This is a genomic window from Bacillus sp. cl95, assembly GCF_900115925.1.
Lineage (GTDB): Bacteria > Bacillota > Bacilli > Bacillales > Cytobacillaceae > Neobacillus_A.
Window position 1 is genome coordinate 26,517 of sequence record NZ_FOYF01000003.1, and the last position, 26,684, is coordinate 53,200.

The following is a 26,684-nucleotide window of genomic DNA, read 5'->3' on the forward strand; positions in this document are numbered from 1 at the left end:
CTACCTGGGTGCTTTACTTCTAGAAAGAGTAAAGCTTTTTTCTTATTCAAGAAAGGGACAGTTTAAATTTCATTTGTTGTATAGAAAAAATATGAATTAGGATTTTAATCGGGACAAGCAAAGACCCATTTACAGATAATAAGTACGGTTTTATCTATGAATTATGTGTTTTAGATGAATTTAGCGGAAATGGGATTTCAAAACAGTTGATGGAAAAAGGTATTGAACATCTAAAGAAAGAAGGATATTCCGAAGTTCGTTTAAGTGTATTTGCAGGAAACCAAGCAATTAAACTGTATGAAAAATTAGGATTTTACATAAGAACAGTTACTATGAGTCTGCCAATTTAAAAAAGCTGTCTTACTCAACTACGGGTACGTTTGATCCAAGAAGGATTAACGGCCTTTTTTGTTGAACTTCTTATTAAGCCAAATTGAGCTTAGTTGATTAAGCCTTAATAAACAAAGGTGTTGAAAAATATGTATCGGTGGAAATACGATAATGAATCTAAGAAGAAAATTAGAGGTCTTAGAAGAAGGAAAAAGAATTTAATAAACACTTTATATGAAATGACAGAAGAATTGCCTAACCCATAGGTGAGTTAAACTAAACGTTTTTCTTATCGTGCTTAGGAGCAGAGCGTTTTAATAGAACAACGCTTTAAAAATGTATTAGTTTAAATGAGGGAGGTGAAGACCTATGATAATTTGGTTTCGACACTTACAACAGACTAGTATGGATTTGTCAGAATGGACTCCTTTCATACAAATTAATTGGTATCGAAAACATTATATGAAGTTTGTATACCTACTTCAGATAATCATTTTTCTGATACCACATTTCTTTACTATAGGATTCACTAATATTAATATATTTTTACTCATTATAATAGGTATCCTTGTCTTCATCATTCACGAATGTCTACACATTTTGGTCATAAACAAAAAAGGTGATATTAGCCTAACGTTTAGCGGTATATTTTTTTGGCTACATACAAATGCAATTCTCTCAAAAGTTAGATTCTGGTTTTTTATGAGCTTGCCCTTTATTGTGTTATCGGTTGTGCCAGTTATTATTTCGTTTTATGTATTAGGAAATATCAAATTAATCCTATTATTTGTAAGTTGGATCAACACTTTGATTTCTTCTTCAGATATCATTAATTCATTTCTCATTGCAATTAAACCCAAGAACACCGTTTTTTGCAGAGGTTATTACCGAATAAAATAGTAATAAAAAGTAACTCAAATGAGTTTGAACATAAGTTAGAGCAAATTTGAAAAGGACTTGGAAAAATATGAAGACTTTAAAACTAATCCAGCTCGTCAAACATCTGAAAAGTTAGCGGAAAATAAAAAGAAATACTCTATCTTTGTGCATACGCTCCTCGTTCCCTCTGGCATCAATTGCACAATTTAGGCAACACTAGTCATATTAAGATATGGGAGTTGTTGCGATGAATAAAGTAGTGATTATGTTAGTCTCGGTATTTTTCTTAATTGCGGGTAATGCTTCGGCTGCTAAAGTTACAGCAGTAGGAGGAGATAGATATGAAGTGAAGGACCAAGCTACAAAGATGTTCATATATGACACCATGCAGGTATGGATGCGTCATAGCTTAGTCGATTATTATCATAATAAATATCATGCAGACTCCATAAATTGGGGAGAGCTAAAACCAGAAGGAATTCATGTTTGGATAAAGCAGCTTAAGCCTACTGAAAACGACGGAACGTATACCCATCTAATAAAAATTTCTTTAAAATATGATAAATTAATTATCAATGACAAGAAAGAAATAAAAACAAAGGATACATTTACATATGCGGTTAACGCAGATTTACTTTCACTTTGTCCTGAATCGGGTAAATCTGAAAAGGAACTTAAATTAATCAATTCTGATCATAAGGTGCGACCATAGCTGGTTGCACTTTTATTTATTAAAGTTATAGAAAAAAGTTGATGATTAGTACAAAAAGAGATGCAGTTTCTTAAATGATCCCATTGGTAAACATGTTGTAAATCCTATGGGAATCTCGGGTAAAAGACTTGGCAAAATTGGTACATTCGATTGGTGGAAATCACTTTTATTCCGAATCCTAAAGGTTCTTGTTGTTTTCTGTTTCATTAAATAAGATCAAAATGTCTTCAAAATAAAATGGAAGGAGTTATTCAAAAAACGTTTGACTGACTGGTCATATACCTTATATAATAACTTTTATTGAATGACCAGGTGGTCAAAGGGGTGATATGTTGAGGAGTAGTAAGCGTGTGGAGATCATTGAGAAGGCAATTGAAATGTTTGCGATGAAAGGCTATCATGAAACGTCTGTTCAAGAAATTGCCAGTGCCTTAAGTATCTCCAAAGGTGGATTTTATACTTATTTTCCTTCAAAAGACGACTTGATTATCGAGATATTTCATTACTACAGTGAAAAAATGCGGTCAGAAATGCAAAAAGTAAGTGAAGAATTGCCTCCAAAAGCAAGGATGAAAGAGCAATTAAAGGTTCAGATTGAAAATTTTATATCCCATCAACCATTTATGAAAATGCATTTTCGTGAGCAGAATGCTTCCATTATCAAAGGCTTACAGATTTTTATGCGGAAAAACTACTTTGAGATGTGCAAATGGTATGAGCAATATCTAATAAAAGTCTATGGCCCTGAGATTGAGCCTTATGTGGCGGATGCCGTGACCATTTGTGAAGGGATTAAGCAATCCTTCTTGAGGACATTTGTTTGGAAAACAGAACCTGTAGAGACTGCAGTTTTCGCTGATTATCTGATGGAGCGTTATGACGATGTCATTAAGGGCTTGATGAAAAGTGACTACCAACCCATTTTAGATAAAAAGAAGATGGAAAAACTTCTTAAACCGTGGACAGAAAAGGAAGAAAAAGTGGAGGAAGCAAAGGAATTGCTAGAAAAAATGAAGCAATTACTCTCTTTGGAACCACATCTAGATATTTCTGAAGAGGAAATAACTCAGATTATAGAATTTCTCATGAATGAAGTAAAAAAAGAATATCCGCAAAAACTGATGATACAAGGGATGCTTGCTAATTTGAAAGGAATCCAACGAATTAAAAATGAGAGAGAACGATTCGCTGAGATCATGAACGTTCAGCTTTTATAAGGAGAAGTGAATATGGAAGTACAACAACAAAAACCTTTAAACACAAAACTTATACTTACCGGCTTGATTATCGGTATGTTTTTTAGTGCCCTGGAGCAGACCATTGTCGGAACAGCAATGCCAACCATTATTGCTGATTTAAATGGATTCTCGATATTTGCCTGGGTAACGACAGCCTATCTTATTACGTCAACGACAGTTGTGCCGATTGTAGGTAAGCTTTCGGATTTATATGGGCGAAGAAAATTGTATCTTTTAGGTAACCTTATCTTTATTTTAGGTTCTGCCCTTTGTGGTACGGCTGATTCTATGGAACAACTTGTTTTCTATAGAGGCTTACAAGGGATTGGCGGAGGTATGATCATGCCTCTTACACAAACGATTATCGGTGATATTTTCACTGCTGAACAACGTGCAAAATGGCAAGGAGTATTTGGTGGGATTTACGGCTTAAGCTCGGTTATCGGACCATTTATCGGTGGTTTGATGGTTGACCATATCAGCTGGCACTGGATCTTTTTAATTAATGTGCCTTTTGGTTTGCTTTCAACAGCTATGATCGTAATCGGTATGAGAAACGAGACAATTAGAAGTAAAGGCAAAGTCAATATCGATTTCCTTGGGATATTTACTTTGATTCCAGCAGTTATTCTTTTATTGTTAGGACTTACGTTTGGCGGAGATAAGTTTGCTTGGGCTTCAACAACAAGCTACATGCTATTCGGAGGTTTTATTGTCTTGTTGGCACTGTTCTTATATGTTGAAAAACGAGCGGTGGAACCGATTTTAAGTCTTGACCTCTTCAAGAATAGAGTTTTTGCCACAACAAATGTACTAGGCTTCTTACTAGGTCTTGGCATGTTCGGGGCGATCATGTTTGTTCCTATGTTTATGCAAGGAATTCTTGGCGTTAGCCCGACAAAAGCAGGTTCAACGATGACTCCCATGATGATCGCGTTAATTGCTGCAAGTATTATCGGTGGTAGATTATTGTTGAAATTCAACTTCCGTACCGTCTTGACTTCCGGTATGGTGATTACTTTTATCGGATTCCTCTTAATGAGTACAATGGGCGTCGATTCAAATGAATATACAGCCTATGTCTATATGGTAGTGCTTGGATTTGGTATGGGTCTAGTAATGCCGACATTAATGATTGCGGTGCAAAACGAGTTCCCTAAACACCAACTAGGTGAAGTGACATCAGCGTCAACTTTCTTCCGCTCTATTGGTGGTACGATTGGGATTACAATCTTGAATGCGGTAATGAACCATTCCCTTGCTGACAAAATCAAAGCAGCTGCTAGCGATGAATCTAATCCAGTCTTAGCCAAAGCTCTCGAAGAAATCGGGAAGAAGACAGATGCGATGTTTGGGATTTTGATTAAACCTGAATTGTTACCATTCCCAAAAGAGTTAAAAACGCCTTTAATCAGTACAATCAAAAACGTGTGGGCAAATTCATTCTCAAGTGTCTTCTTAACAGGGTTGATCTTCATCGGTATCGGTATTCTGGTTGCCTTATCTGTTGGTAAGAGCCGAATTAACCGAGACAAAAAGGATGAGGAAGCAACTGAAGAGCAAGAATTAGCTACTGAATAAATTAAGGAGCTATCCTAATGGGTATAATGCCTAGGAGGGTAGATTTTTTATGATTGACATATAACCAAAAGGTGTTATAATATGAAAATGAAACCAAAAGGTGTTATTTTTAAAATAAAGGAGAATGTAATTTGGAAACTCTACAAGATATTAAACAAACTGCAGTATTCAACGCACCAATTCAGAAAGTATGGGATAAGGTATCTACATCTGAAGGCATGTCAGCATGGCTTATGCCGAATGATTTTAAGCCTGTTGTCGGTCACGAATTCCACATTCAGTCTCCATTTGGGCCGTCTCCTTGTAAGGTGGTAGAAGTCGAAGAGCCGCATAAAATTTCTTTTATATGGGACACGGACGGATGGGTTGTGACATTTCTTTTAAAAGAAATGGGCAAACAGACTGAATTCACGCTCATTCACGGAGGATGGAAGCATCCAGATGCAATTAGCGAGAAAGCGAGAGAGAAAAACTCTGTCATCCGCGATCGCATGGACAGTGGATGGGTCAATATTGTGAATGAGCGACTTAAAAAGGTTGTGGAAGCGTAAGTGTCTTCCTCTGCCGAAAAGTATGATGTATTTCAGGCAATTGCCGACCCAACTCGTCGAGAGGTCCTACGATTACTTTCAGTCGAAGAAATGCCGATATCGAAAATTACAGAGCATTTTTCAATCAGTCGCACCGCAATCGTCAAACATCTTCATATCCTAACCGAGGCTAAGTTAATTAGCGGAAAGAAGTTAGGACGAGAAAAGATTTATCATTTGCAACCAGAACCATTAGAAGAGTTGCATCAGTGGCTTGCCTACTATGAAAAATTCTGGAGCAATAAATTGTCTATGTTGAAGCATTTGGTGGAAAATGAAGATGATAGTGATATAAAAGTGATTAAGACTGGATCTGATCAAAAAATGGAATAGAGTAAAAAGAGACTGATATCACTTGAATGTCAGTCTCTTTTCATGTTGAAAATGGTTATGGAGAGGGTTTTAAAAGAAAAGGATATTTGTTAGGCATAGCGAATCATTAAATGTATAAGTTACATAGTTTTGAGAAAATGAGGTGTCCAAATGAAAGATTACAAAATTATTACCTATCAAGAAGCAATCAAAGTAATTGAAGAAATAGGGTTATTGCCTTTAGCTGATTTGCTTCCGGAATATCCTTCTTTAAATAGTATGACATCTAAGGAAAGCTGGCATTCTGACACAGAATTTGACCCTTGGACATGGCGTACCAAGTTTGCGGCAGATGGAGTAGCAGCTTATGGGAAATTTCTTAAGAAAAAGTCGATTTTAATATCCCGCGAATTGCTTCCTTGTGTAAGGGCTGTTTTAGGGCGCCAAGATTCTGTAAATGATCGTTACAAAAACGGTCTGATTTCAAAAGAGGCAATGAACTTGTACCATTTGATTAAAGAAAACGAAGGTATCGATACACGTATATTACGAGCTGAAGCAGGAATGAAGAATAAAGAGAAGAAAAAAGCCTTTGATCAAGCTCTAGTCGAACTTCAAGGAACCTTAGATATCACGATTTCAGGAATTAAAGAAAAACAAGATGCTAATGGAGAAAAGAACGGATGGAGCAGCACTTCTTTTGAAACGATGTCTCATTGGATGGAAAAGAATGACGTAGCCATGGACTGGAATCTAGACAATGCAAAAGAGAAATTAAGAAGTCATTTTTCGCGTGTATGTACGCCGGAGTCACTTAAAAAGGTTGAAAAGTTCTTTATGCTTTAGTTGTTGTTTATTTTTAAGAAAGGATGTGTTCAACGATGATCAGAAGTGCAAAAATGACTGATGCCAAGGAAATCATGAATCTTTCCATTCAATTGGGATATCCTGTAACAAAAGAACAGGTAGAATCACGTCTAGAGCGATTGTTAAACCATCGGGATCATGGAGTGTTTGTCTTCGAGAAAGAAGAAATGATTCTAGGATGGGCACATGTTTATGGGAAATGCTTGATAGAACTGGAGTATGCAGAAATTGGTGGCTTGGTTGTCGATGAACATGCAAGAAGACAAGGCATTGGTGAAAAACTCATGAGAAAATGTGAGGACTGGGCCAAAAATAATGGGTGGCAGGAAATGCGGTTGCGCTCGCGTGAACATAGACTGGAAGCACACGAGTTTTACAAAAAGATAGGGTATGAAAATGCCTATGCCCAACAAGTGTTTTGCTTGAAACTTTAAGTGTAAAGGTAGGTAGTCTATGAAAAATGAAACCTATTTTCACTCTAGTAATTATAATGGCAATCATTTGCACGTAGATAATTATGAGGATAAGTTTACACCTTTTATTGAGGGGATAGCATGGGTTAGGTTAGACGGTTCTATGGATTTGTTTTTCAATGAATTTATGAATGAGTCTGAACGACAAAGTTTTTTGACAATTTTCGAACCTCATTTTGATGAAAATCTAGGCGTTTTCATCAAATGCGTGAAAACCGATGAAGAAGCAGACGACGTCTTTCGTGAATGGGTACAAAATGTATTTGAGCCATTTAGAAATCAAGGGAAATGATGAACGAAAACGGATATTGTTGTTTCAATACTGACTCTAATATGTTATGGTATATTTCATTATGGTTTGTCAAAAATGAAATCAATGAAGCAACAAATGGAGTGATCTTATGACGAAAGCTAAAGCAAAAACTTCATCTAAAGGCGGCGGCACAGGTAGAGGAACAGGGAAAAAGGGCTGGAATCGTTGGGCTGCTGGTGCAAATAAGAAGAAAAGTGCAAAACCTTACGTGAGCAAAGGTGTTAAGCACGGGGATGAATCAAAAGATAAGAATGAGTAGCAATCTAAGACCTCCGCATGCCGGTGGTCTTTTTTTGAGAAAGTTTTGTCAAAGAATGATGTCAGAGGAAATATCAAAATAACAGGAAATTCTCTATTTACAGAATTCTTCATATAGGATGCTTAATTGTGATTTCATACTTGCTTTATCGTATTGGAACAGAACTAAACGCAATTGGTGACCAAATTTGGAAGCTAAATGATGTATGAATATTTTAGGGGTGACTCTTAAGGAACTAGAGGGGAGCCTTTTTTTAATTGACAGTTTTATAGAAAAAGTGGTAATATTTTCTTAATTGATATGAAGGGAGTGAGAATCTTTAATGCAAAATTCAATGGAAATAACCTTGGAAATGATATGTGTTTATTCTCACTCTAACGGATTAGTTTAGTTAACTTTCGTTATTTAACCAAACACTTTGAACCACAGGGTTAAGGAATCACCCTGTGGTTTTTTGTCTTTTGACTGGTGGGGGATTACAACTATTTCATTTCATTTGGTATTTTCAAATTTTTAAGGGGAGGCACAATACCATGATGAAATTGAGTACGATGAAAAAAGTGGTTGATACGGTTGATCACGAATGGAGAAGTTCTTTAGCTGAAGAGATACTCCAAAATTGGGAATATGATAAAGGCACAGTTTACTATTTACGTGCATCAGCTAACTTTATCTTTATTTTTAAAAGTAAAGGGAAAACGAGGTATCTGAGGTTCAATGATTCTAGTGAACGAGATGTGGCTAGCCTTCAATCTGAAATGAATATTCTTCTATACTTAAACGGTAAAGAGCTAAATGTCGTTCAACCTGTAAAGTCGCTAAAAGGAAATTTTGTTGAAACAATTGAAACCAAACAGGGTACATTTCATGCCGTAGTATTTGATGAGTTACCAGGTCAACAGCTTGAAACGGATGACCTAAATGACGATCAATTTCATGCTTGGGGCGAAGCATTAGGGAAGCTTCATGCTGTCCTGAAAAAGATGCCGAAAGATTTTCAACTCAATAGACAAACTTGGGAAAATCACTTGGAAACTGTTCAACAACAACTAGAAAGCGACGACATAGTTGTGCTTAATGAACTACAGTCAGTTCGAAAATGGGCAAATGGACTGGAGAAATCGGTTCACCATTACGGATATATCCATTATGATTTTGAAATGGATAATTTGCGTTGGAATGAGGGAAGCTTTAGTGCTTTAGATTTCGATGAAAGTGCATGCTCTTGGTATATGGCCGATATTGCAAATGCAGTCAGAGATTTATTTGAAGAACAAGTAGATTTAAGTAATCCTTCTTTTGTAAAATTTATTGAAGGATATAAAACTCAAACAGACTTAGATGTGAACTTATTTAGTGATATCCATGGATTCATAAGAATGCACAAGTTAGTTTTGTTTGCGAAAATCATACGGTCCGTTAATGTTGAAGAATCTCAGGATCATCCAGATTGGCTTAATAATTTACGGCTGAAACTATTAAATAAGATTGATAGCTATCGAAGTTCGCTGGTAAAGGAATAAAGGATGGGAGGGTACCTGAAAAGGGTATCCTTTTCTTTCGTTTATGTACTTTTTGTGAAACTAAGAGAATGTTTGCGGAAATTGGACAAATGAAGTCTAAAATTGGATCGATGAATAGCCAAATTGGAAAGATTTATAACGCGGAGGGGAAGCTAGTTGTGTAATTTTTACTAAATTATTAAATTTTTACCTATTTATGTAAGGAGATTGTTCCTAAATGACGATTTCAAATGGACCAATTATGAGTCCTCACGTTTATGGGGAGTTAGATTACTAGTTTAATGAATTTTTGCACCCTTGCTAGAGATCCTGACAAATTGAACGAAGTTTCAGATGCCTTTCGCAAAATTATCGTCATTCCATCGTAATGAAACCACAAAAAAGTGAGGACCTCCATTAGAAGTCCTCACGCTTTTCAATTTACATATGATCGTGCATGCCGAATGACATGACCCAAATCGTACCTGCCACGATACAAATGGCAGTAAAGATAGCGTAAATCATATTGACAGTGTTCGTTTTGCTGTCTTCGCCTTCACTCACGTGCATGAACATCGTAAGTTGTAGACCAGCTTGTAGTACAGCCAATGTCCCGATAATCCACATGATCGTTTTGAAGGAAAGATTCGTCTTAAGCGCCACACCTGCAGCAGCAAAAGTCATAATCAATGAAAATACAAAACCAATGATATGACTTACTGGATATGCTTTCTTTTCCATTTAAGACACCAATCCTTTCAAGTACACGAATGTGAAGATGAAAATCCAGACGACATCAAGGAAGTGCCAGTACAAGCCGATGATGAAAGTCTTACGAGCTGTAACTGGAGTCAAACCTCTTTTAACAAGCTGAATGATAATCATCGTCGCCCAGCCAATACCGAGTGTAACGTGGGCTCCGTGAGTCCCAAGTAATACGAAAAAGCTTGATAGGAAGGCACTTGTTTGCATGGTTGCACCTTCATGGACGTATGTGATGAACTCATGGATTTCCATGAACAAGAATCCAGCTCCAAGAAGGAGGGTAAGGACAAACCAAGTCAGTAAGCCCTTTAAGTTGTTGCGTCGCATTTCAAAGATAGCTAATCCCATTGTGAAACTACTTGTCAATAACAATAACGTTTGAATCATGACGCCTTTTACTTCTATCAGGTCCTGATGTGTAGGACCGCCAGCATAACGCTGAGAAAGCACGGCGTAAACGCTGAATAAAGTAGCGAAAAGGATGATCTCAGCACCAAGGAAGATCCAGAATCCAAGAATATTCATGCGGCTTTGTTCCGTTTGATACTCAAGTGGTAACGACGTATTCACATTAGCTGACATGATTATTCACCTCTCCTTCAACATTTCTCCATGCTTTTTCTGTTTCACTTATTTCATCGACGTGGACATGGTAACCATCATTATAATCGAATGAACGGATGATCAAGCCAGCAACAATGGCGATTGCACCAATAGCGGCTGCCAAATGCCATTCAAATACAAGGAAGAAGCCGACGATTCCAAACGCCACACACATCATGAATGGTAGGCCAGAGTTGCTTGGCATATGGATTTCTTCAATTTCATTGTCAGAAAGCGTTAAGCCCTCGTTTGTTTTTTTCATGTGCCAGAATGCATCAAGTGTCTTAACTTCAGGCAATTTAGCAAAGTTGTAATGCTGAACAGGGGAGGCAGTTGCCCATTCCAAAGTTCTAGCATCCCAAGGGTCGCTTGAAATGTTGCGGTCCGCATAACGGATGCTCCAGTAAATGTTGTAGCAGAATACTGCAAAACCAGCTGCTAAGATAACTGATCCAAGAGCTGAAACCATGAACAATGGTGCGAATCCTGATTCAGCTGAATATGTGTAAGCACGTCTTACAGCACCGTCTAATCCTAAGAAGAACATTGGCAAGAATGTTACGTTAAAACCAATCACGAATAACCAAAAATGCCATTTACCTAATTTTTCATTCAGCATAAAGCCGAACATTTTTGGCCACCAGTAGTAAAGACCAGCAAATACCGCGAATACGACACCTGGAATCAATACGTAATGGAAGTGAGCAACAAGGAACAATGTGTTGTGGTACTGATAGTCAGCAGCACCCATTGCAAGCATTACCCCTGTAACTCCACCAATTGTAAAACATGGAACGAACGCTAATGCCCAAAGCATCGGACTAGCGAGTTTGATACGGCCTTTACGCATAGTGAATAGCCAGTTAAATACTTTGACACCGGTTGGAACTGCGATAGCCATTGTCGAAATCGAGAAGAACGAGTTGACTGCAGGTCCTGCACCCATTGTGAAAAAGTGGTGAACCCAAACGAGCATACTTAAGATGGCGATACCAACGATAGAACCTACCATTGTTTTATAACCAAACAATGATTTACGTGAGAATGTCGCAATAACCTCTGAGAAAATACCGAAAGCAGGTAATGCAACGATATATACTTCAGGATGTCCCCATAGCCAGAATAAGTTTGCCCAAAGCATATCCATTCCGCCTGCAGACAACGTGAAGAAATGTGTTCCATACAAACGATCAAAAGTCATTAACGCAAGCGCAACCGTGAAGATAGGAAACGCAGCCACGATAATAATAGAAGTAATGAAAGATGTCCATGTGAACATTGGCATTTTCATCAATGTCATGCCTTTAGTACGCATTTTCAAAATCGTAACGATGAAGTTAATCCCTGTCATCAGAGTACCAATCCCGGCAATCTGAAGGGCGACCGCGTAATAGTTATTTCCAATTCCCGGGCTGTATTCTTTACCAGCAAGAGGGAAGTACGCAGTCCAACCAGCGTCAGGTGAACCACCGATAACAAACGAAATGTTGAAAAGCATAGCTCCACTAAAGAACAACCAGAAACTTAGTGCGTTCAATTGTGGAAAGGCAACGTCTCTTGCTCCAATTTGAAGCGGGATAACGACGTTCATTAATCCAATCAAGAATGGCATAGCCATGAATAAAATCATGATAACGCCATGAGTTGTGAAAACTTCATTATAATGCTGAGCGTCTAAGAGTTTCATATCAGGCCCAGCTGTTTGTGCCTTCATGAGTAACCCGTCAATTCCACCACGGAAAAACATCAATACGGCAGCAATAATGTACATAATTCCAATACGTTTATGATCAACTGTCGTCAGCCATTCTGTCCAAAGCCACTTCCATTTTTTCATAAAAGTAACACCAGCAACGATACCCAGCATCGTGAGCACAATAGCAATCTGTGAACCTAGTATTAAAGGATCACCTGTAATAAAAAATCCGTCCCATTTAATGCCCATGGTGGTCACCTCCAGAAGCTTCTTCAGTCTCATCATGTTCCATATCCATATCCATATCCATGTGTTCGTCATGATTCATATGTCCTGAAGCGTCTTTATTTTTATAATTATCTTCTTCTTCAAAAGTTTTTCCTCTGTAACCATGCGTTTCATACATATCAGGATTCGTGTATGTCTTTGAATCCATCTTCGAATGGTCTACATACTCTAAATGAGTGTTAGAGAAAGTTAAACGTCCTAAATTGTTTGGTTCGAGCAATTGTTCATATTTCTTTTCAGAAAGCTTTGGAGCTGTCTTTTGTACTTCCTTTACCCACTCATCAAAATCTTTTTGAGTTTGAGAAAGTACTTCAAATTGCATATCAGCATAGCCTTTACCGTTGAAGTTTGTATTTCTTCCTTCGTAAGAACCTGGGTTGTCAGCTACAAGATACATGTCAGTTTCCATTTTACCCATGGTGTATTTTTGACCGCCAAGAGCCGGAATCCAGAATGATTGCATCGTACTTGCAGAAGTCAGTTTAAAGTGAACAGGTCGATCTTCCGGGATGTTCACATAGTTGACAGTTTCAATACCTTCTTCGGGATAACTGAAGATCCATTTCCAGTCAGCAGACGTAACATTGATCGTGATAGGTTCCTTATCTTCATATCCTTTTGGAACTTCTTCTAATGAATAAAGAGTCTTAACAGTTGGAATCGTTAAAGCAATAACGATAAGAATCGGAATACCCGTCCAGATAATTTCAAGAAGAGTACTACCGTGTTCTTCAGGTGGCTCATAATCTAAATTATCTTTTCTTTCACGATATTTCCAAACAATGTACCCAAATAATCCAAAAACAAAGACCACTATTAACAACATCCATATTAGTGACCAGTTGATAAGATCCAAAATCGCCCTTGCTGCTGGACCTTGGGGTTCAAACACGACCATATTGGTTTCACAGCCACTAAGAAATAAGAGTGGAATGAACGCCATAAGTGAAAGTCCAAACTTGTTTAACTTCAATGAATTCAGCTCCTTTTACATGAGAAAACATATTGTGAATTACATCACAAAGTAATGTTCAGTTGTTCACAAACTTCCGTAGGGAAGTCCTTCAAATTTTCAATTAACACTATGTCTATGATGTTATCACAGAAAAACAAAATTAAATGTGACAAATTTGGTAAGGATTTTGTTAACAGTTGAAAATTTTTGATGCTTATTGCTTGCATTTTGGAACATACCATTTATATGTGGGATTACCTAAATAGGGTAGAATTGTTAGTTGGAAATCAGAAGTGGTAATGTAAGCGGAAAATAATCAGAGGTGTTTTATTCAACAGAGCTCTAGCTACTTAAAGTAGCCAGAAATTAAAGAAAATAGAAGGAATTGCGTGGGAAATAGCAGAATATGATAATAAACGACAATTTCTGGGCGCAAAGTGGGTTTAAAGAATGCAAGTCTATTATGTTACATATTATATAGAAAGAAACGAATTATAAGAGGAGGAAATAAATATGGATTTACGTTATCCAATAGGAGAATTTCATTACGTAGGGGAATTGGATTCTGAAGTGGTTGAAGGTTGGAAGAATGATATTGCCAGTTTGCCAAAGCTTATGAGAGAAGCTGTATCAGGCTTAACTGAAGAACAATTAGATTTGCAATATCGCCCCGAGGGATGGACGGTAAGACAAGTGGTTCATCATGTTGTGGATAGTCACTTAAATGCCTTTACGAGGTTTAAATTCGCATTGACCGAGGATAACCCTGTTATAAAGCCGTATGACGAGGCGAGATGGGCAGAACTAACAGATTACAATATGCCTATTGAAAACTCACTTGTCATGCTTGATTCCTTACATATTAGATGGAGTCATTTATTGCGCTCTCTAACAACAAAGGAACTGAATAGGACGTTTATTCATCCTGCCTCTGGTGAAATACCATTATGGAAGAATATCGGAATATATTCCTGGCATGGAAGGCATCATACGGCCCATATTACCTCACTTAGAGAGAGGTTAGGATTCTAGTAAACTTAAAAGGCAGCTTTTGGCTGCCTTTTTTGGACGTGAAATATCTTTAAAACCGCTATTTATGGTAAAATAACCCTTAGATTACAATTTTTATTTATTGTTGGAGGCATTATGATTACTTTTAAAAATATTAATATCGAAGACTCTGAAAAAATCAGAGATATAGACCGTTCCGAAACGATAGAAGCTGTTTATAGCATGAAGGATGGTGTCCTTGAAGCACAACAGGCAGGACATGAGTGTCCAAATTGGCAGGAAAAAGACTATCAAGAAATGATTTCTCGTTTCGAATATGAACTTTCAAATGGAGGAACCGCTTATGGTGCCTTTGATGGTGATAAAATGGTGGGTTTCGGAGTGTTGGCTCACAAATTCCGTGGCAAAGAAATGGATCAACTTCAAATAGATTTAATGTATGTTTCGAATGGATACCGAAGAAAAGGGATCGCGCGCACGATTATCGACTTTTTGAGCAAAAAGGCCATAGAAAGAGGCGCTAAATATCTCTATATCTCTTCAACAGAGACACAGTCTGCTGTTGGGTTTTATCAGTCATGTGGATCTCGTATTACTTCTGAGGTTGACAAGGAATTATTTGAAAAAGAGCCACTTGATATTCATATGTTGAAAAGGTTAGTAGATTAATAATTGTAATGAAATATTACATAGCGTCCAGTTTTGCAAATATACAGGCTGTTAGAGAAGTTGCAGGGAAATTGAATCGGCACGGATGGGTTCAAACTTATGATTGGACTCAGAAGAATCGGGCCGAAACATTAGTAGAGTTAAGGAGGATAGGAGAAGATGAAAAACGGTCGGTCATGGACTGCGATTTTCTCATTGTCCTCACTCCCGCAGGCAAGGGAAGCCATATTGAGTTTGGAATCGCTCTGGGTTTAGGTATCCCTGTTTACTTGTACTCAAATGGAACAGACATTCTTGATCTTGAAACCACCTCTACCTTTTATCATGTGCATGGCGTAAAGACGTTTGTAGGTGAGTTAAGCACTTTTATCGATGATGTTGTGTCTGAGGTTAAAGCGAATTTGCTCAAGAAATAGGCGAATAGCTGTGAAACAATTTTTGGATATTCGTCGTCTATTTGGTGGAGGGGGAATATTTAAATGAAAAGATTGCTCGCGAGCCTTATTTTACTAAGTGTGATTGCCCTTGGCATCTATGCTTTTCAAATCGGAACTAGGCCACCAGAACCTACAGTGACAGTTGCTCAAAAAAGTGTTCAGACAACAGAAGGCTCGTATTGCTGGGATGGTCTATTACGTGCAGGATGCGTGGATAAAGCATATACGTCCGTTTACCATATGGGAAATAAGAAAAATGCAGTTGTCGTTGAACCGAATTCAACGATCATGATCAATTTTGATAGAGAACCTATAGATGGAACGTTGGAAGTAGAAAAATGGCTGAATGAAGATGAAGTTGAAGGAATCGACATGAATCATGAGACTTTCACAGCACCATCGGAAAAAGGTCTCTATGTTTATCACATAATGGCACATTGGAAACAGGGCGGAGGCAGCTATGCTTTTTCTATAAAAGTGGAATAGTTCCATCTGTTGGAAAGTTTTGTTCAATGAAAAAACACAAAATTTAGGGTGTTTAGGTTGATTTACTGCTCATCTACTGTCATGCTAGTAACACAACTACTTTACGAAAGACAATAGGTGACTTAAATGATTGAAGTGAAAAAATCAGAAATTAGTGCGGGAGAATTTAATAGAGGCGTTTTTGCCACACGCGACATCAAGAAAGGCGAACTTATTCACGAAGCGCCAGTTTTATCCTATCCAAACGACCAACACGAACATATCGAAAAAACAGCCTTGGCTGACTATGCATTTGAGTATGGAATCAATCATACAGCCATTTTATTAGGCTATGGGATGTTATTTAACCACTCATACAAACCAAATGCAACGTATGAAATCGACTTCGATAACCATAAATTTGATTTCTTCGCTTATACAGATATCAAAGCGGGGGAAGAAATTTTCATCAATTACAATGGTGAAGAGGACAACGAAGATCCACTTTGGTTCAATGAAGAAAAGTAAGATATTTGAAACCACTTGCTGAGCAAGTGGTTTTTGTTTTGGGGTTTTGCGGTGGGGTTGGTTTGGTTTGGGGTGGTTTGGCGGGTGTTTGTGTCTTTGGAGTGACAGTCACAAATAGAAACGAGATTCACACGAATGAATCTCCGATTTACACGAATAAACTGTACAGTTACACAAATGAACCGTACAGACACACAAATAAAAAATCTCAGAGAATAAAAGTTACAAAATTTTGAAACTTTAATGTGGGATTTGCAGTATGAATACTATAAAAGTCGAACACAAAGAGAGGTTTAGTCATGGAAAGTATCCCGATGTGGGTAACGATTTTAATCATTGCAGTAGTAGGAGGTATTTTTGCATATGGATTGAGGATTTTCTTAAATAATTTCACTGACTCCCGACCGATTGTTTGTGATATGTGTGGGAAGCTAGCGAGAAAAACACCTGGTGGGCATTGTCCTCATTGCACACATCAATTGTAAAAGGGAAGAAGAGAGGGACTGCTAATTTAGGAGGTTGCTCAATTGGATGATAAAATCAAAGAGAAAATTAAGAATTGGGTATTGATTATTATGATAGCAAGTATTATTGGAGCATTTGTACTGTTTTTTTTAGGACATTACAAACTTGCTATGGGATTAAGCGGATTCTTTATGGCTTTAGCTTATTTTATTAGTGAATGGACATCCGATAAAAATGCTGATTATGTTTACAGAAGTACGAATAAAAATAAATGGTAAAACGCTTGTTCATCTAAGCGTTTTTATTATGTGAATTTTGCATAACTTATAATTTCTACAGTTATTAAATTTAATTTCCAAATGAATTTTTTGACCAAAATTTGCACAAAATTCCTTGTGAAAGAAAGTGGTGTTAGCTTGAGATTTGAAGATAAATCAATCGAAGAATTACTAGATATGGAGGATGATTTCAGACAGGCTATTTCTGAAAATGAGGGTCAGGGGTATCACCGGCTTGTAAATATTTATGAAGCGCTCTATCGTAAGATTGAATCTGATCCTGACAGTGAATATACCCCGAGTTTGGATAAAATTAAGAAGGATCTCATTCTTTACCTTGTTAAGTACGGGACCTATTTAAAGACTGAGTATCAAAAAGATGATAGGTTGGCTGAACATACGTTGAGACAAGCTCTTCGATATGATCGTGATAACCCAGCAGCCCATTATCGGTTAGGATTTCTAGCATATAAAGCTAGAAATTATACGGGTGCATTAGATCATTTTCAAAAAGCTATTTCAAAGCAAAAGAAAACACAAAGTGAAGTGTTTAAGTTGAGTAATCAACAATTGTATAATTCACACCTGTATTTAACCAATAGCGCTTTACATTTTGCACAACAAACGCAAGCGGAAATAGAGAAACTATCAAGTCTTGCCGATCTAGGCAAGGTTCCTAATCTAGAAAAATCGCCTTTGTATCATCTCATTAATCAAAACGAACAGTATTTGAGTTCGAACGCCTTTAAAATTATCACAAAAGATTCCGCTCGTCCTGCTTCAAAAGAGGAGTGTGATCTTTTAGTAGATTCTCAAACCTATCATCATATCGTTCTATATTTTGGAGATCGCGAAACAACAGCTTGCTTTAATGGTAAAGAAGTAAGTTTGACACCTAATCAAGCTGAGTTCCTTTACCAATTCTTTTTGAAAAGTGATTCTGAGAATCCGCTAAACAAAGAACACTTCCGAGACATACTCACAAACCGGCTTACGAACGGTGAAATAGAAGATAATACGTATATTCAGAATATGCGCAGGCTGAGGCAAAAGCTTAATTGCATCGAGTTGCCCTTACAGGTAATCGAGAGTAAACGTAAGAACAATCAGACAGGATACTATTACAACGGGACTTTACCTTACACCATTATCCATCGCAGTGACGACCCGTTTTTCCAAGAGTGACAGCCGATGACAGGGCTGTCATCGCCTTTTTGAGATACTGATTTCAGTAGTCGAAAGGGAGATGATGGACAATGAAAACTTGGAATCAATTGTTGGTACAGTATGGGTGGATGTTAACGGAAGAAAAGACGAACGTTTTTCAAACAAAGAATGAAACAATCGAGAATATGGACTTCTTAATCGAATGCCTAGCAAAAGCACAAGTGAATTTTTCATATCAAGGAAGTAAGCTTGTCATTCACGATGCACCATTGAGCGAACAAGAATGGATCAAAGCCATTGATTTTAAATATCGTGGTCGTGGAGAAGGGCTCTGGTTCCGTCCTGGCATCGATGCACCAAAGGTTCGAGAACTAGATACGTATATTGCCGGTATCGTCCGTCAGCTAAATCGTCTTGGTTTTCATACAATGGGTTCTTGTGATGGGCATGAGAGAAATGCTGCATATGTCATGATTCAAAAAGGAAGAGACATGGAGGAACTCACGCAAATGCTGCTCGCACTTGGGGTAAAACATGTTCATACTCGCGAAAGAGCTAACCATTACAGTGTTTCCTTCCATCAAAATCGTACAGAATTGCTTGCAACTGCTGAAAAAATGAGCTTCGTTCAAGAAGCGTGGCTGGAAAAAGGCTTTAATTTTATCAAAGAGCAAATGTTTTATAAGTTGCTAGAAGAATTGCTGTCAATTCCAGGTGTGAGTGGCCATGAGGGTAAAGTACGTGATTTTGTTAAAAAGAAAATGGAGCCACTTGTTGATAAAATAGCAGTGGATCGAAATGGTAATCTTCTTGCTGAAAAAACATACAAAACTGGAATCGGGCCGACGATTCTTCTGAATGCTCACTTGGATATTGCCTATGAATTAGAGCCAAATCGCAGCATTCTTAAAAATAATCATATCTGGTCCAGCAGTGAAGGTATTCTTGGTGCCGATGACCGGGCTGGAGTGGCGGTACTCGTTCATATGGCGGAACACCTTCTCCATACTTCCGATTTTAACGGCAAGGTGAAGTATATTTTTACCGTAAAAGAAGAATGTGGACTTGTAGGCGCGCAAGGTGTTGACGAATATTTCTTGTGGGGAACAGATGCGGCCATCGTGGTCGACCGTCGCGGTTCATCAGACATTGTCGTCTCATGTGGAGGATATATCCCGTTTTGTGATCCATGTTACGGAGAATTCTTTGAAACAACCGCAACACAAGAAGGATTAGCGGAATGGAAATGCACTCCTGGCGGTAGTAGCGACACAAGGATTTGGGCATCACATGGAATTCAAAGCGTGAATGTATCAGCAGGCTATAGAAATGAGCATACAGAAGATGAGTGTTTGGATGTTGCTGCTTGCTATCGTGTGACAAAACTTTTAAAAGGAGTATTCTCACGTGCAAACGAGTTGCGAAGGGTTTTACGTTTAATCGAGAGAAGAGGAAGTGTAGAAGCTATTTTGGAAGATGTAAAACGATAATAGAGGATAGAAGATTGCTCGACTCTCGGGCAATCTTCTTGTCTTGGGAGTGTGGAGAAATGTCGAAAAAGCATATTTTGCAAGCTACAATGGCAGGTGTGGTATCAGGAATCTTCCTAGGTCTATTTTTTAAGTTCGCTCAGACAGTAACCGAGATTAAAGTCTATACATTACTACTAAACGTCGACTATGTGCCGATACTCCAATCTTTTAGACGATCAGAAACGTTTGAGTTCAGCTTGCACCTTATCATTTCTATTCTTCTAAGCATAGTTATTTTATATATCATACAAAGTAAAGGGTGGGGAAATAGAGAAAAAATCACATTCACCATCTTTGTAAGCGTTGCAGTTGGAATCATCCTCTATCCAACCACTTTATTATCGGAGAGAACACCTGCTTTCACAGATATGTATGCTTTCCTCCTATGGTTGGTTGGACATCTGATTTATGGTGTACTTCTGGGGAGCATGATACGCGAAAAATGGTAAAAGTTCTGAATTGAAATATTAGCGGATCACGATATACGGTCTCATCATTTCATAGTCCTCATGCTCTAGAATATGACAGTGCCACACATACAATCCGGTATAAGGGCCAAACTTCATCATAATCCGAGTTACCTGATGCGGATTAGCTCTTACAGTATCTTTTAATCCCCGCTCTTGAGGTTCAGGGTGCATGGCGGGTCCAGTGTAATGAATAATCCTTTCCTTATTAAACTTTTCGTTGTCAAAATCTGTACGGTCCAATATCTGGAAATCAATTAAATGGAGATGAATGGGATGCGTATCGGATGTTAAATTAATCAGATACCATATTTCGGTTGATCCCAATTTAGGATCTTCTGTGATCGGATCATCCCAGTGTTTATTATCTAGGAGCATGACTTCACGACCGTACTGATCCTTATCATTATTTAATGTCAGGTATCTTTTTCTTGTAGCTGAATGTTCGTATAGCTTTGGGTGACGTGTCAGGAAGGCAGGAATAACACTTGTATCGATACTTGATAGGGGAAGATTGACTCTAAATTGCATCACGGTATCTGTATTTTCATTCACTGGATTACCTGATGGGAAGGGAGCAGGTGCATCGTTCTTCATGATGATCCTTTTGCCTTCAAGATTGGAAAAATCAATAATCACCTCGACCCTCTCAGCTGGTGCCAACAATATTTCCCTTATCCCAATCGGTTGTTCCATCAATCCACCATCCGTGGCAATCTGATACATTAGTTGGTGTGAATCGAGATATATTCGGTAAAACCTTGTGTTAGAGGCATTGAGTATTCTGAAACGATATTTACGTGTTTCAACTCGTAAATAAGGATAGGCTTTACCATTTACTAAAATGGTTTCTCCAATAAATTCAGGAACAATGGAAGTCTTTAATCCTGGTACCGGTTTTTCTGGCTGCTTCGGATAATAAAGGGATCCATCTTGATTAAATGTTTTGTCCTGAATCATGAGTGGTACCTCGAACTTACCGCTTGGCAAATTTAATGATCGTTCATGATCATCTCTAACCATGTAAAAGCCTGCCAAGCCTGCGTAAACATTGAGTCTTGTAATACCAAGTGCATGATCATGATACCAAAGGGTACAAGAGTGCATTTTATTATCATACTGATAAATTTGTTTTTTAAAATAAGGACCCACTCGTTCAAAATAGTTTGTAAACCAAGCCTCAGGGTATCCGTCGCTTTCCGATTCGACACTTGCTCCATGTACATGTACGACGGTGCGCACTTCTGGAACATCTGAATGGGCACCATGCACCGTATGGTCGAAAGGGAAGAGATGTTTTGTGGGTAGATGATTCATCCACTTAACAAAAACTTTTTCGCCGCTTTCCACTTCAATGGTTGGTCCAGGATAGCTTCCTTCATAGCCCCATACGGTTGTTTCCCCTAAATCACGATGGAGTTTTTGCTTAAACTCGTTCATTTGCACTTCATAATAAGTATAATGTTGATTTTTTGACTTTGGTTTAAGGATTGGAAGAAGGGGTAATTCATCAACAAATTTGGTGAGCTTCATACTTCACCTCCATGATGAGATGGAGAATGGATTCCATTCTTATAAAGGTTATTTGTATTCTGAGCAATCTATCACAAATCGGAAGAGAAATTAGGCGTAAAACGTTGGTTTATTGATTTTCGAGGAATTTTTGAAGAACATGGAACGGTCAAATAAAAAAACACCCAATCACTTGGGTGCATACTTGATGATACCATGTAGAAAAACAGAGTATTCTCTTTGAATACATTCTCTAATTTTAATCTTTCCTTCACTTTCTAACTCTCCAGCTAAATCTACAATTGACTTTTCATCTGCGTTTGAACCTTTAGGAATCTCTGTTGAAAAAAAATTACCACGGTTTGCATTGTGAATGATTTTTAGTAATCCAGCCTTATTCATCATTGGGTCAACCCCTTTGTCTTATTTATTCGACAGAGATGCTGTTATTTCCTTTGAAAACTCTCTTATTCTCTAATTTTCTTGAAAATGGTGCCATTTCCCAAATTGAAACATCTATCCGTATGGTTGTTATTCTAAAAGAATGCTTTCCGTCATATATTGCAAAGTAATGAACATCAAGGAGGGATTTCCATGCCGTCGGGAAAACATCAAGTCACGTTGGAGCTTCCGATTGCTGACGTTTGGAACTTTGTGAAGGATATGGATCATTGGGCGCCATTAGTGCCAGGGTACATAAGCCATGAAAAGTTAAGTGAACGGCAATCGAAATGGGCTTTTAAAGAATCTGTAGGAATTCTAAAAAAGAAAATAGAAATGCTGATTACGATCAATGAGTGGATTGAATCCACAAAAGTTACGTTTTCTCTAAAAGGAATAAATGAAAACGTATCTGGTGATGGGTATTTCGAAGCCGAAGCCATAACAGCTTCCAGAACAAAGATGACAGGATATCTTGAGCTGACAGCAGCCGGCGCTCTTGGTTCCGTCATGAATGCGGTTCTAAAAAACTCGCTACCTAAAACAGGAGAAGAGCTCACGAATGCCGTAGCAGAAAAGTTATTAGAATTACATCCATCCCATAAGTAAAGCATGAGACCTTCGTGACGAACAGCGCGGAGGTTTCAAATTTTTCAAATAGATGATTCTGGAAAGAATGTATGATAAAGTATTGTTTATCGAAAATAAAAGGTGGTTTTACAATGGAAAATCAACATGATCAAAAAGCATTGCCTCCAAAAACTTGTTCAGTGGACAGAATGGTTACGCTTGAAGAAGACGTTCAAAAAGTATTGAATGGAGAAAAAACAGCGACGCGTCGTAATGGGCGTTATGCAGATGTTGGCGAAATCATGACTTTAAATGGCAAAGATTTTGTTGTGGAGAAGGTATACTCTCAATCACTTGGTGAGTTAACAGATGAACACGCTCGTCAAGAAGGATTCTCTTCAGTCGAAGATTACAAACAATCGATTTTGTCCCTACACCCTGGCATGCCATGGTTACCACAAATGCGCGTTTGGGTGCATGAGTTCCGTGCCGTTCAAGAATAGTAGGCTTTACATTGAAGATGTTGTATAGTTTGCTTTTGTACATACATGTTGCGAGTGTGATTATCTCGGTTGGGCCGTTTTTCCTTCTTCTGTCTCTTGTAAGAAAAATGAAAACGACTGTAGGAGACGTCACTCAAGCATACTTAGATACGTTTCGCTTTTCCGTAAGATTGGCCAAACATGCCGGACATGTCCTTGTGGCATCCGGCGTAGGCCTTATTTTAGCTGGGCATTGGACATGGACAACACCTTGGATCTTAATGACGATCATCATCCTCGTGTGTTCTTTATTATTCTTGGCACGGGCATTTACGCCAACCATCCGTCAATTCGGAGAACAGAATGTCGATAGGGATGTTTTAGTACATAAACTAAAAAGGGCTATATGGATTTATCTTACATTATTAATGATCATGCTTTGGTTCATGGTAACAAAACCGGTGCTTTGGCAATGATAGGAGATTTATAGAATGCAAAAACAAGTGATTGTATATTCCACGAATGACTGTATAGAGTGTACTTTGGTCAAGCAAGTCTTAACTCAAGCTGAAATCCCTTTTGAGGAAAGAAATATTGCGGATAACTCGCAGTTTCAAGTAGAAGTCGAGCAATATGGTTTCCTTGGGGTGCCTGTAACTGTGTATGCTGATAAAGCAGTTAAGGGGTTTACAAATGAACTGAAAGAAATCATTGAACTTGCCCAACAATCATAATTAAAGGTGACACTATTTTCATTTAAAGGATTCCGGTTTTGGTTCCTTCTAAATAAAATAAAATGACGTATGAAATGGCATACGTCATTTTATTTTTTTAATGGCTATGTTAAACATAAATGTTGATAACAGGATATAAAATAAGTGCCTCGTTAAAGCTGTTATTTTTCGCAGCACTGAGGATTACTGAAATATTGTTTCGAAGTGAATAGAAGTTGGGAGGGGTTTCGGTGAATAATGTGGACATAAGAAGGCCAAGAATGGAGGACATTAAACAGTTAAATGAATTTTTTAGAATGGTGATTATTGATACGTTTACTAAGGAAGGTTTAGGGGAGAAGTTGGATGATATTAATGAGGAAATTAAAATTAAGGAAAAATACTTAGAAAGTGATTTTGAAAGCAATGGTGAAAAACGATATTTTTTGATTGCTTTAGATGGTGAAAAAATTATTGGTTCAATTGAATTCGGCCCAGCAAGTGAACTCATTAGTGATTGTACAAACAATGCTTTCAAAGAGCTCATTGAAGTAGGTACAGTATTTGTTCATCCTGACCACCAGAGGATTGGGGTAGGGAATTTGCTATTAAATAAAATGTATTTTACTTTACACAGTAAAGGCATAGAAGAATTTTGTTTAGATAGTGGATATATTAGTGCACAAAAAATCTGGAAAAAGAAATTTGGACCACCTGATTTCTTGTTGAAGGATTTTTGGGACGAAGGGTATGATCATATGATTTGGAGAATCAAGGTAAGTGATTGGATTTAGTTTGAGAAGTAAAAAAGCATAAGTGCTTAATCATCTACCATGAAAATACGTTTCTATAGTCGTTTAGAGACTTTGATTAGGCGTTTTCAAGGTGTTGCGACAGTTATCTGGATAACTAATTATATTGGTTCCGTTGGCTCTAAATAGGCAAGCATTTGACCTTTGAAAAGCAGGTAGAACAAATGCTTATTTTAGCGTGTCAAAAATCAAACAAGATTACTGTTCATAATTTTAGAAAAGTATCTTAATAAAGAAAAAACACAGCAACTATTTTTACTGTGCCTTTGAATCCTTTTGACTCCTACCTGCGAAAAAAACAGAGCATAAAAGGAAAACTATTCCTAAACCAAATCCAACTATCATTGAATAGTCAAAAACATTCTTTAATGCGAATCCACTTGTAATTGATGCGACAAAAAGCATAACAAAAGCTACTGTATAGTTCTTCTTCATAGATTTCTTCAACCTCCTTTTCCATTATTATACTATAAATCTAATTTTCTAATGCCCTATCTAAAAACAATAAAGTTTAAGAAAACAAAAGATTTTTTGATTTTAGAAAAATAACCTTCTAGTGAAGGACATTGTCCAAGAAGGAGTAATGTCAATTTTTGTTGAAGTAATAGATTAGTACAGTTTCATATTTGCGAACGATTTTCTTTTAACTACCACCACTATTAGATGTCCATTTCAATGAAGAGGTGTATATGATTGAAGGAGTTCTCAATTGCTAATATCTTAGAAACATTGAAAACGCGATTAGATGAAAATAGTTTATTACATGTACAATGTAGATTTGGAATTTATCCCAAGAAGGGTTTTGTGTTCAAAAACCCAATTGCAATTGAAAAATTAGAAAACCTTATTATGGAAAACGGGTTGAATCTGCCAACAAATTATAAAGAATTTTTGTTACTACATAATGGTGCCGAATTCTTCACCTATGAATATGGTAATGCATTTTGTCTATATTCCTTAGAAGAAATGATCCATGAATATGATAAGATGCTTTATTACTATCACAGCACCTATTATAAGCAGAATTGCTATCCTATCGGCTATGTAACAGATATTGGGCCTATCTTAATTGATCATTCAAAATTTAATCATTCAGATAAAGAGAATGTGCTTTTGATTGGTATTGAAACAATTGATTTTAGTTGTGATTTAAAAACTTGGCTAGAAAGAATGATTATTTCTGAAGGTCATTTGTATTGGGAATGGTATTCCAAGGTTGTAGAATATGAATAAGGGCATTTTTTGTATTAAGAGTGATTAGAACAACAAGAATTTATCTCTCTGAATTGAATAGGTATAGATATTGGCTTTTTCGTATTTAATGTTGCTTTTCATAAAGCAACAACACTTACTGAGCTAAGTGCGTCTTTTTTTCTAAAAATACTATCCTAAATGAAATGTTTGCGAAAAGAGCCTAATTATATGATTGGATTTTGGAGAGGGAGAAATGGGATGATCTTTAAAAGAATTCGGGATAACTTGCTGGAACTATTAGTAATGTATTTTGGCTGGGTAATTATTCTAATAGAAAAAATTCCAATTACTTTTTTAACAATTTTCATTGTAACAATGTCAGGTTATATTTTAGGTGAGTTAATTAGGCTTCTTATTTTTCATAAAACAGGTAACAAACTATAGATTCATGTTTCCACCAATGGAGCATTGTCCGAAAAGGATAATGTTCTTTTTGTTAAAGAACCCAAAAGGGTAATTCAGGAAATGTTCTTCTAAACCAGATGAGGAACATTTCACAGGTATTACGAAGGGGATTT

Annotated in this window: 35 protein-coding genes and 1 pseudogene; 29 read left to right on the forward strand and 7 right to left on the reverse strand. The window is 37.3% G+C overall.

Going from position 1 to position 26,684, the window contains the following annotated elements:
- Positions 1–107: 107 nt before the first annotated feature.
- From BMZ31_RS09120 to BMZ31_RS09175, 12 genes are all read left to right on the forward strand, one after another.
- Positions 108–350, forward strand: a complete 243-nt coding sequence (locus BMZ31_RS09120; RefSeq protein ID WP_302846849.1) for a GNAT family N-acetyltransferase — start codon at positions 108–110, stop codon at positions 348–350.
- Between the two features lie 385 nt (positions 351–735).
- The gene (locus BMZ31_RS09125; protein WP_139205948.1) at positions 736–1,230 is read left to right on the forward strand and encodes a DUF3267 domain-containing protein; all 495 of its coding nucleotides are present in this window, start codon (positions 736–738) and stop codon (positions 1,228–1,230) included.
- Between the two features lie 226 nt (positions 1,231–1,456).
- Complete coding sequence (locus tag BMZ31_RS09130) at positions 1,457–1,921, forward strand: hypothetical protein (protein ID WP_090831442.1); 465 nt, start codon at positions 1,457–1,459, stop codon at positions 1,919–1,921.
- A gap of 350 nt (positions 1,922–2,271) precedes the next feature.
- The gene (locus BMZ31_RS09135; protein ID WP_175478057.1) at positions 2,272–3,138 is read left to right on the forward strand and encodes a TetR/AcrR family transcriptional regulator; all 867 of its coding nucleotides are present in this window, start codon (positions 2,272–2,274) and stop codon (positions 3,136–3,138) included.
- Between the two features lie 12 nt (positions 3,139–3,150).
- Positions 3,151–4,740, forward strand: a complete 1,590-nt coding sequence (locus BMZ31_RS09140; RefSeq protein WP_090831444.1) for an MDR family MFS transporter — start codon at positions 3,151–3,153, stop codon at positions 4,738–4,740.
- 131 nt (positions 4,741–4,871) lie between these two features.
- Positions 4,872–5,291, forward strand: coding sequence for an SRPBCC family protein (locus tag BMZ31_RS09145; RefSeq protein WP_090831445.1), 420 nt, complete (start codon positions 4,872–4,874; stop codon positions 5,289–5,291).
- Positions 5,292–5,663: an ArsR/SmtB family transcription factor gene (locus tag BMZ31_RS09150; RefSeq protein ID WP_090831446.1), complete on the forward strand. Its 372-nt coding sequence runs from the start codon at positions 5,292–5,294 to the stop codon at positions 5,661–5,663.
- A gap of 150 nt (positions 5,664–5,813) precedes the next feature.
- Positions 5,814–6,488 carry an AlkZ-related protein gene (locus BMZ31_RS09155; protein ID WP_090831447.1) on the forward strand — a complete coding sequence of 225 codons (675 nt, stop codon included), beginning with the start codon at positions 5,814–5,816 and terminating at the stop codon, positions 6,486–6,488.
- 35 nt (positions 6,489–6,523) lie between these two features.
- Entirely contained in the window at positions 6,524–6,943 is a 420-nt protein-coding gene (locus BMZ31_RS09160; RefSeq protein ID WP_090831448.1) for a GNAT family N-acetyltransferase, read from the forward strand.
- A 19-nt stretch (positions 6,944–6,962) separates the two neighbouring features.
- Positions 6,963–7,274 carry a hypothetical protein gene (locus tag BMZ31_RS09165; protein WP_090831449.1) on the forward strand — a complete coding sequence of 104 codons (312 nt, stop codon included), beginning with the start codon at positions 6,963–6,965 and terminating at the stop codon, positions 7,272–7,274.
- Between the two features lie 109 nt (positions 7,275–7,383).
- Positions 7,384–7,554: a DUF3934 family protein gene (locus BMZ31_RS09170; protein WP_090831450.1), complete on the forward strand. Its 171-nt coding sequence runs from the start codon at positions 7,384–7,386 to the stop codon at positions 7,552–7,554.
- Between the two features lie 533 nt (positions 7,555–8,087).
- Positions 8,088–9,077, forward strand: coding sequence for a phosphotransferase enzyme family protein (locus tag BMZ31_RS09175; RefSeq protein WP_090831451.1), 990 nt, complete (start codon positions 8,088–8,090; stop codon positions 9,075–9,077).
- Between the two features lie 420 nt (positions 9,078–9,497).
- Here BMZ31_RS09175 and qoxD read toward each other — a convergent pair whose 3' ends face one another.
- From qoxD to qoxA, 4 genes are read right to left on the reverse strand one after another with little or no spacing between them, the layout of a single operon-like run.
- The gene (qoxD, locus tag BMZ31_RS09180) at positions 9,498–9,797 is read right to left on the reverse strand and encodes a cytochrome aa3 quinol oxidase subunit IV (protein ID WP_090831452.1); all 300 of its coding nucleotides are present in this window, start codon (positions 9,795–9,797) and stop codon (positions 9,498–9,500) included.
- Entirely contained in the window at positions 9,798–10,403 is a 606-nt protein-coding gene (qoxC, locus tag BMZ31_RS09185; protein WP_090831453.1) for a cytochrome aa3 quinol oxidase subunit III, read from the reverse strand.
- Positions 10,393–12,369 (reverse strand): cytochrome aa3 quinol oxidase subunit I, encoded by a 1,977-nt coding sequence (gene qoxB, locus BMZ31_RS09190; RefSeq protein ID WP_090831454.1) that lies wholly within the window; start codon positions 12,367–12,369, stop codon positions 10,393–10,395. The genes qoxC and qoxB overlap by 11 nt, the downstream gene beginning before the upstream one ends.
- A complete protein-coding gene (gene qoxA / locus BMZ31_RS09195; RefSeq protein WP_090831990.1) occupies positions 12,359–13,351 on the reverse strand; it encodes a cytochrome aa3 quinol oxidase subunit II in 993 nt (330 codons plus the stop codon). Before qoxA ends, qoxB begins: the two co-directional genes overlap by 11 nt.
- Positions 13,352–13,876: 525 nt before the next feature.
- Here qoxA and BMZ31_RS09200 point away from each other — a divergent pair.
- From BMZ31_RS09200 to BMZ31_RS09245, 10 genes are all read left to right on the forward strand, one after another.
- A complete protein-coding gene (locus BMZ31_RS09200) occupies positions 13,877–14,395 on the forward strand; it encodes a YfiT family bacillithiol transferase (RefSeq protein ID WP_090831455.1) in 519 nt (172 codons plus the stop codon).
- A gap of 114 nt (positions 14,396–14,509) precedes the next feature.
- Positions 14,510–15,043 (forward strand): GNAT family N-acetyltransferase, encoded by a 534-nt coding sequence (locus tag BMZ31_RS09205; RefSeq protein ID WP_090831456.1) that lies wholly within the window; start codon positions 14,510–14,512, stop codon positions 15,041–15,043.
- A gap of 8 nt (positions 15,044–15,051) precedes the next feature.
- Positions 15,052–15,459, forward strand: a complete 408-nt coding sequence (locus BMZ31_RS09210; protein WP_090831457.1) for a group-specific protein — start codon at positions 15,052–15,054, stop codon at positions 15,457–15,459.
- Between the two features lie 63 nt (positions 15,460–15,522).
- Entirely contained in the window at positions 15,523–15,966 is a 444-nt protein-coding gene (locus tag BMZ31_RS09215) for a hypothetical protein (protein ID WP_090831458.1), read from the forward strand.
- A gap of 126 nt (positions 15,967–16,092) precedes the next feature.
- The gene (locus tag BMZ31_RS09220) at positions 16,093–16,473 is read left to right on the forward strand and encodes an SET domain-containing protein (protein ID WP_090831459.1); all 381 of its coding nucleotides are present in this window, start codon (positions 16,093–16,095) and stop codon (positions 16,471–16,473) included.
- A gap of 299 nt (positions 16,474–16,772) precedes the next feature.
- Complete coding sequence (locus tag BMZ31_RS09225) at positions 16,773–16,958, forward strand: hypothetical protein (protein WP_090831460.1); 186 nt, start codon at positions 16,773–16,775, stop codon at positions 16,956–16,958.
- A gap of 42 nt (positions 16,959–17,000) precedes the next feature.
- Positions 17,001–17,216 carry a hypothetical protein gene (locus BMZ31_RS09230; protein ID WP_090831461.1) on the forward strand — a complete coding sequence of 72 codons (216 nt, stop codon included), beginning with the start codon at positions 17,001–17,003 and terminating at the stop codon, positions 17,214–17,216.
- A gap of 138 nt (positions 17,217–17,354) precedes the next feature.
- Positions 17,355–18,401 carry a tetratricopeptide repeat protein gene (locus BMZ31_RS09235; RefSeq protein ID WP_090831462.1) on the forward strand — a complete coding sequence of 349 codons (1,047 nt, stop codon included), beginning with the start codon at positions 17,355–17,357 and terminating at the stop codon, positions 18,399–18,401.
- 71 nt (positions 18,402–18,472) lie between these two features.
- A complete protein-coding gene (locus BMZ31_RS09240) occupies positions 18,473–19,873 on the forward strand; it encodes a M20/M25/M40 family metallo-hydrolase (protein ID WP_090831463.1) in 1,401 nt (466 codons plus the stop codon).
- Positions 19,874–19,932: 59 nt separating this feature from the next.
- Positions 19,933–20,364, forward strand: a complete 432-nt coding sequence (locus tag BMZ31_RS09245; RefSeq protein ID WP_090831464.1) for a hypothetical protein — start codon at positions 19,933–19,935, stop codon at positions 20,362–20,364.
- Between the two features lie 18 nt (positions 20,365–20,382).
- Here BMZ31_RS09245 and BMZ31_RS09250 read toward each other — a convergent pair whose 3' ends face one another.
- Both BMZ31_RS09250 and BMZ31_RS09255 read right to left on the reverse strand, forming a co-directional pair.
- Entirely contained in the window at positions 20,383–21,915 is a 1,533-nt protein-coding gene (locus BMZ31_RS09250; protein WP_090831465.1) for a multicopper oxidase family protein, read from the reverse strand.
- A gap of 168 nt (positions 21,916–22,083) precedes the next feature.
- On the reverse strand, positions 22,084–22,299 hold the full coding sequence (locus BMZ31_RS09255; RefSeq protein WP_090831466.1) for a hypothetical protein: 216 nt from the start codon (positions 22,297–22,299) through the stop codon (positions 22,084–22,086).
- Positions 22,300–22,488: 189 nt separating this feature from the next.
- Here BMZ31_RS09255 and BMZ31_RS09260 point away from each other — a divergent pair, with 189 nt between their 5' ends.
- The 6 genes and pseudogenes from BMZ31_RS09260 to BMZ31_RS20035 all read left to right on the forward strand — a co-directional run.
- Positions 22,489–22,944 (forward strand): SRPBCC family protein, encoded by a 456-nt coding sequence (locus BMZ31_RS09260; RefSeq protein WP_090831467.1) that lies wholly within the window; start codon positions 22,489–22,491, stop codon positions 22,942–22,944.
- 113 nt (positions 22,945–23,057) lie between these two features.
- Positions 23,058–23,408, forward strand: coding sequence for an ASCH domain-containing protein (locus tag BMZ31_RS09265; RefSeq protein WP_090831468.1), 351 nt, complete (start codon positions 23,058–23,060; stop codon positions 23,406–23,408).
- A 17-nt stretch (positions 23,409–23,425) separates the two neighbouring features.
- Positions 23,426–23,863: a hypothetical protein gene (locus BMZ31_RS09270; protein ID WP_090831991.1), complete on the forward strand. Its 438-nt coding sequence runs from the start codon at positions 23,426–23,428 to the stop codon at positions 23,861–23,863.
- Positions 23,864–23,878: 15 nt separating this feature from the next.
- Positions 23,879–24,121, forward strand: coding sequence for a glutaredoxin family protein (locus BMZ31_RS09275; protein WP_090831469.1), 243 nt, complete (start codon positions 23,879–23,881; stop codon positions 24,119–24,121).
- 230 nt (positions 24,122–24,351) lie between these two features.
- Complete coding sequence (locus BMZ31_RS09280; RefSeq protein ID WP_090831470.1) at positions 24,352–24,894, forward strand: GNAT family N-acetyltransferase; 543 nt, start codon at positions 24,352–24,354, stop codon at positions 24,892–24,894.
- 104 nt (positions 24,895–24,998) lie between these two features.
- Positions 24,999–25,142, forward strand: a pseudogene (locus BMZ31_RS20035) (IS1595 family transposase); the annotation flags it as partial.
- Positions 25,143–25,167: 25 nt separating this feature from the next.
- Here BMZ31_RS20035 and BMZ31_RS09285 read toward each other — a convergent pair.
- Positions 25,168–25,347, reverse strand: a complete 180-nt coding sequence (locus tag BMZ31_RS09285) for a hypothetical protein (protein WP_090831471.1) — start codon at positions 25,345–25,347, stop codon at positions 25,168–25,170.
- A gap of 258 nt (positions 25,348–25,605) precedes the next feature.
- On the opposite strand from BMZ31_RS09285, the gene BMZ31_RS09290 reads away from it, so the two are divergent.
- A complete protein-coding gene (locus tag BMZ31_RS09290) occupies positions 25,606–26,145 on the forward strand; it encodes an SMI1/KNR4 family protein (protein WP_090831472.1) in 540 nt (179 codons plus the stop codon).
- Positions 26,146–26,684 lie beyond the last annotated feature (539 nt).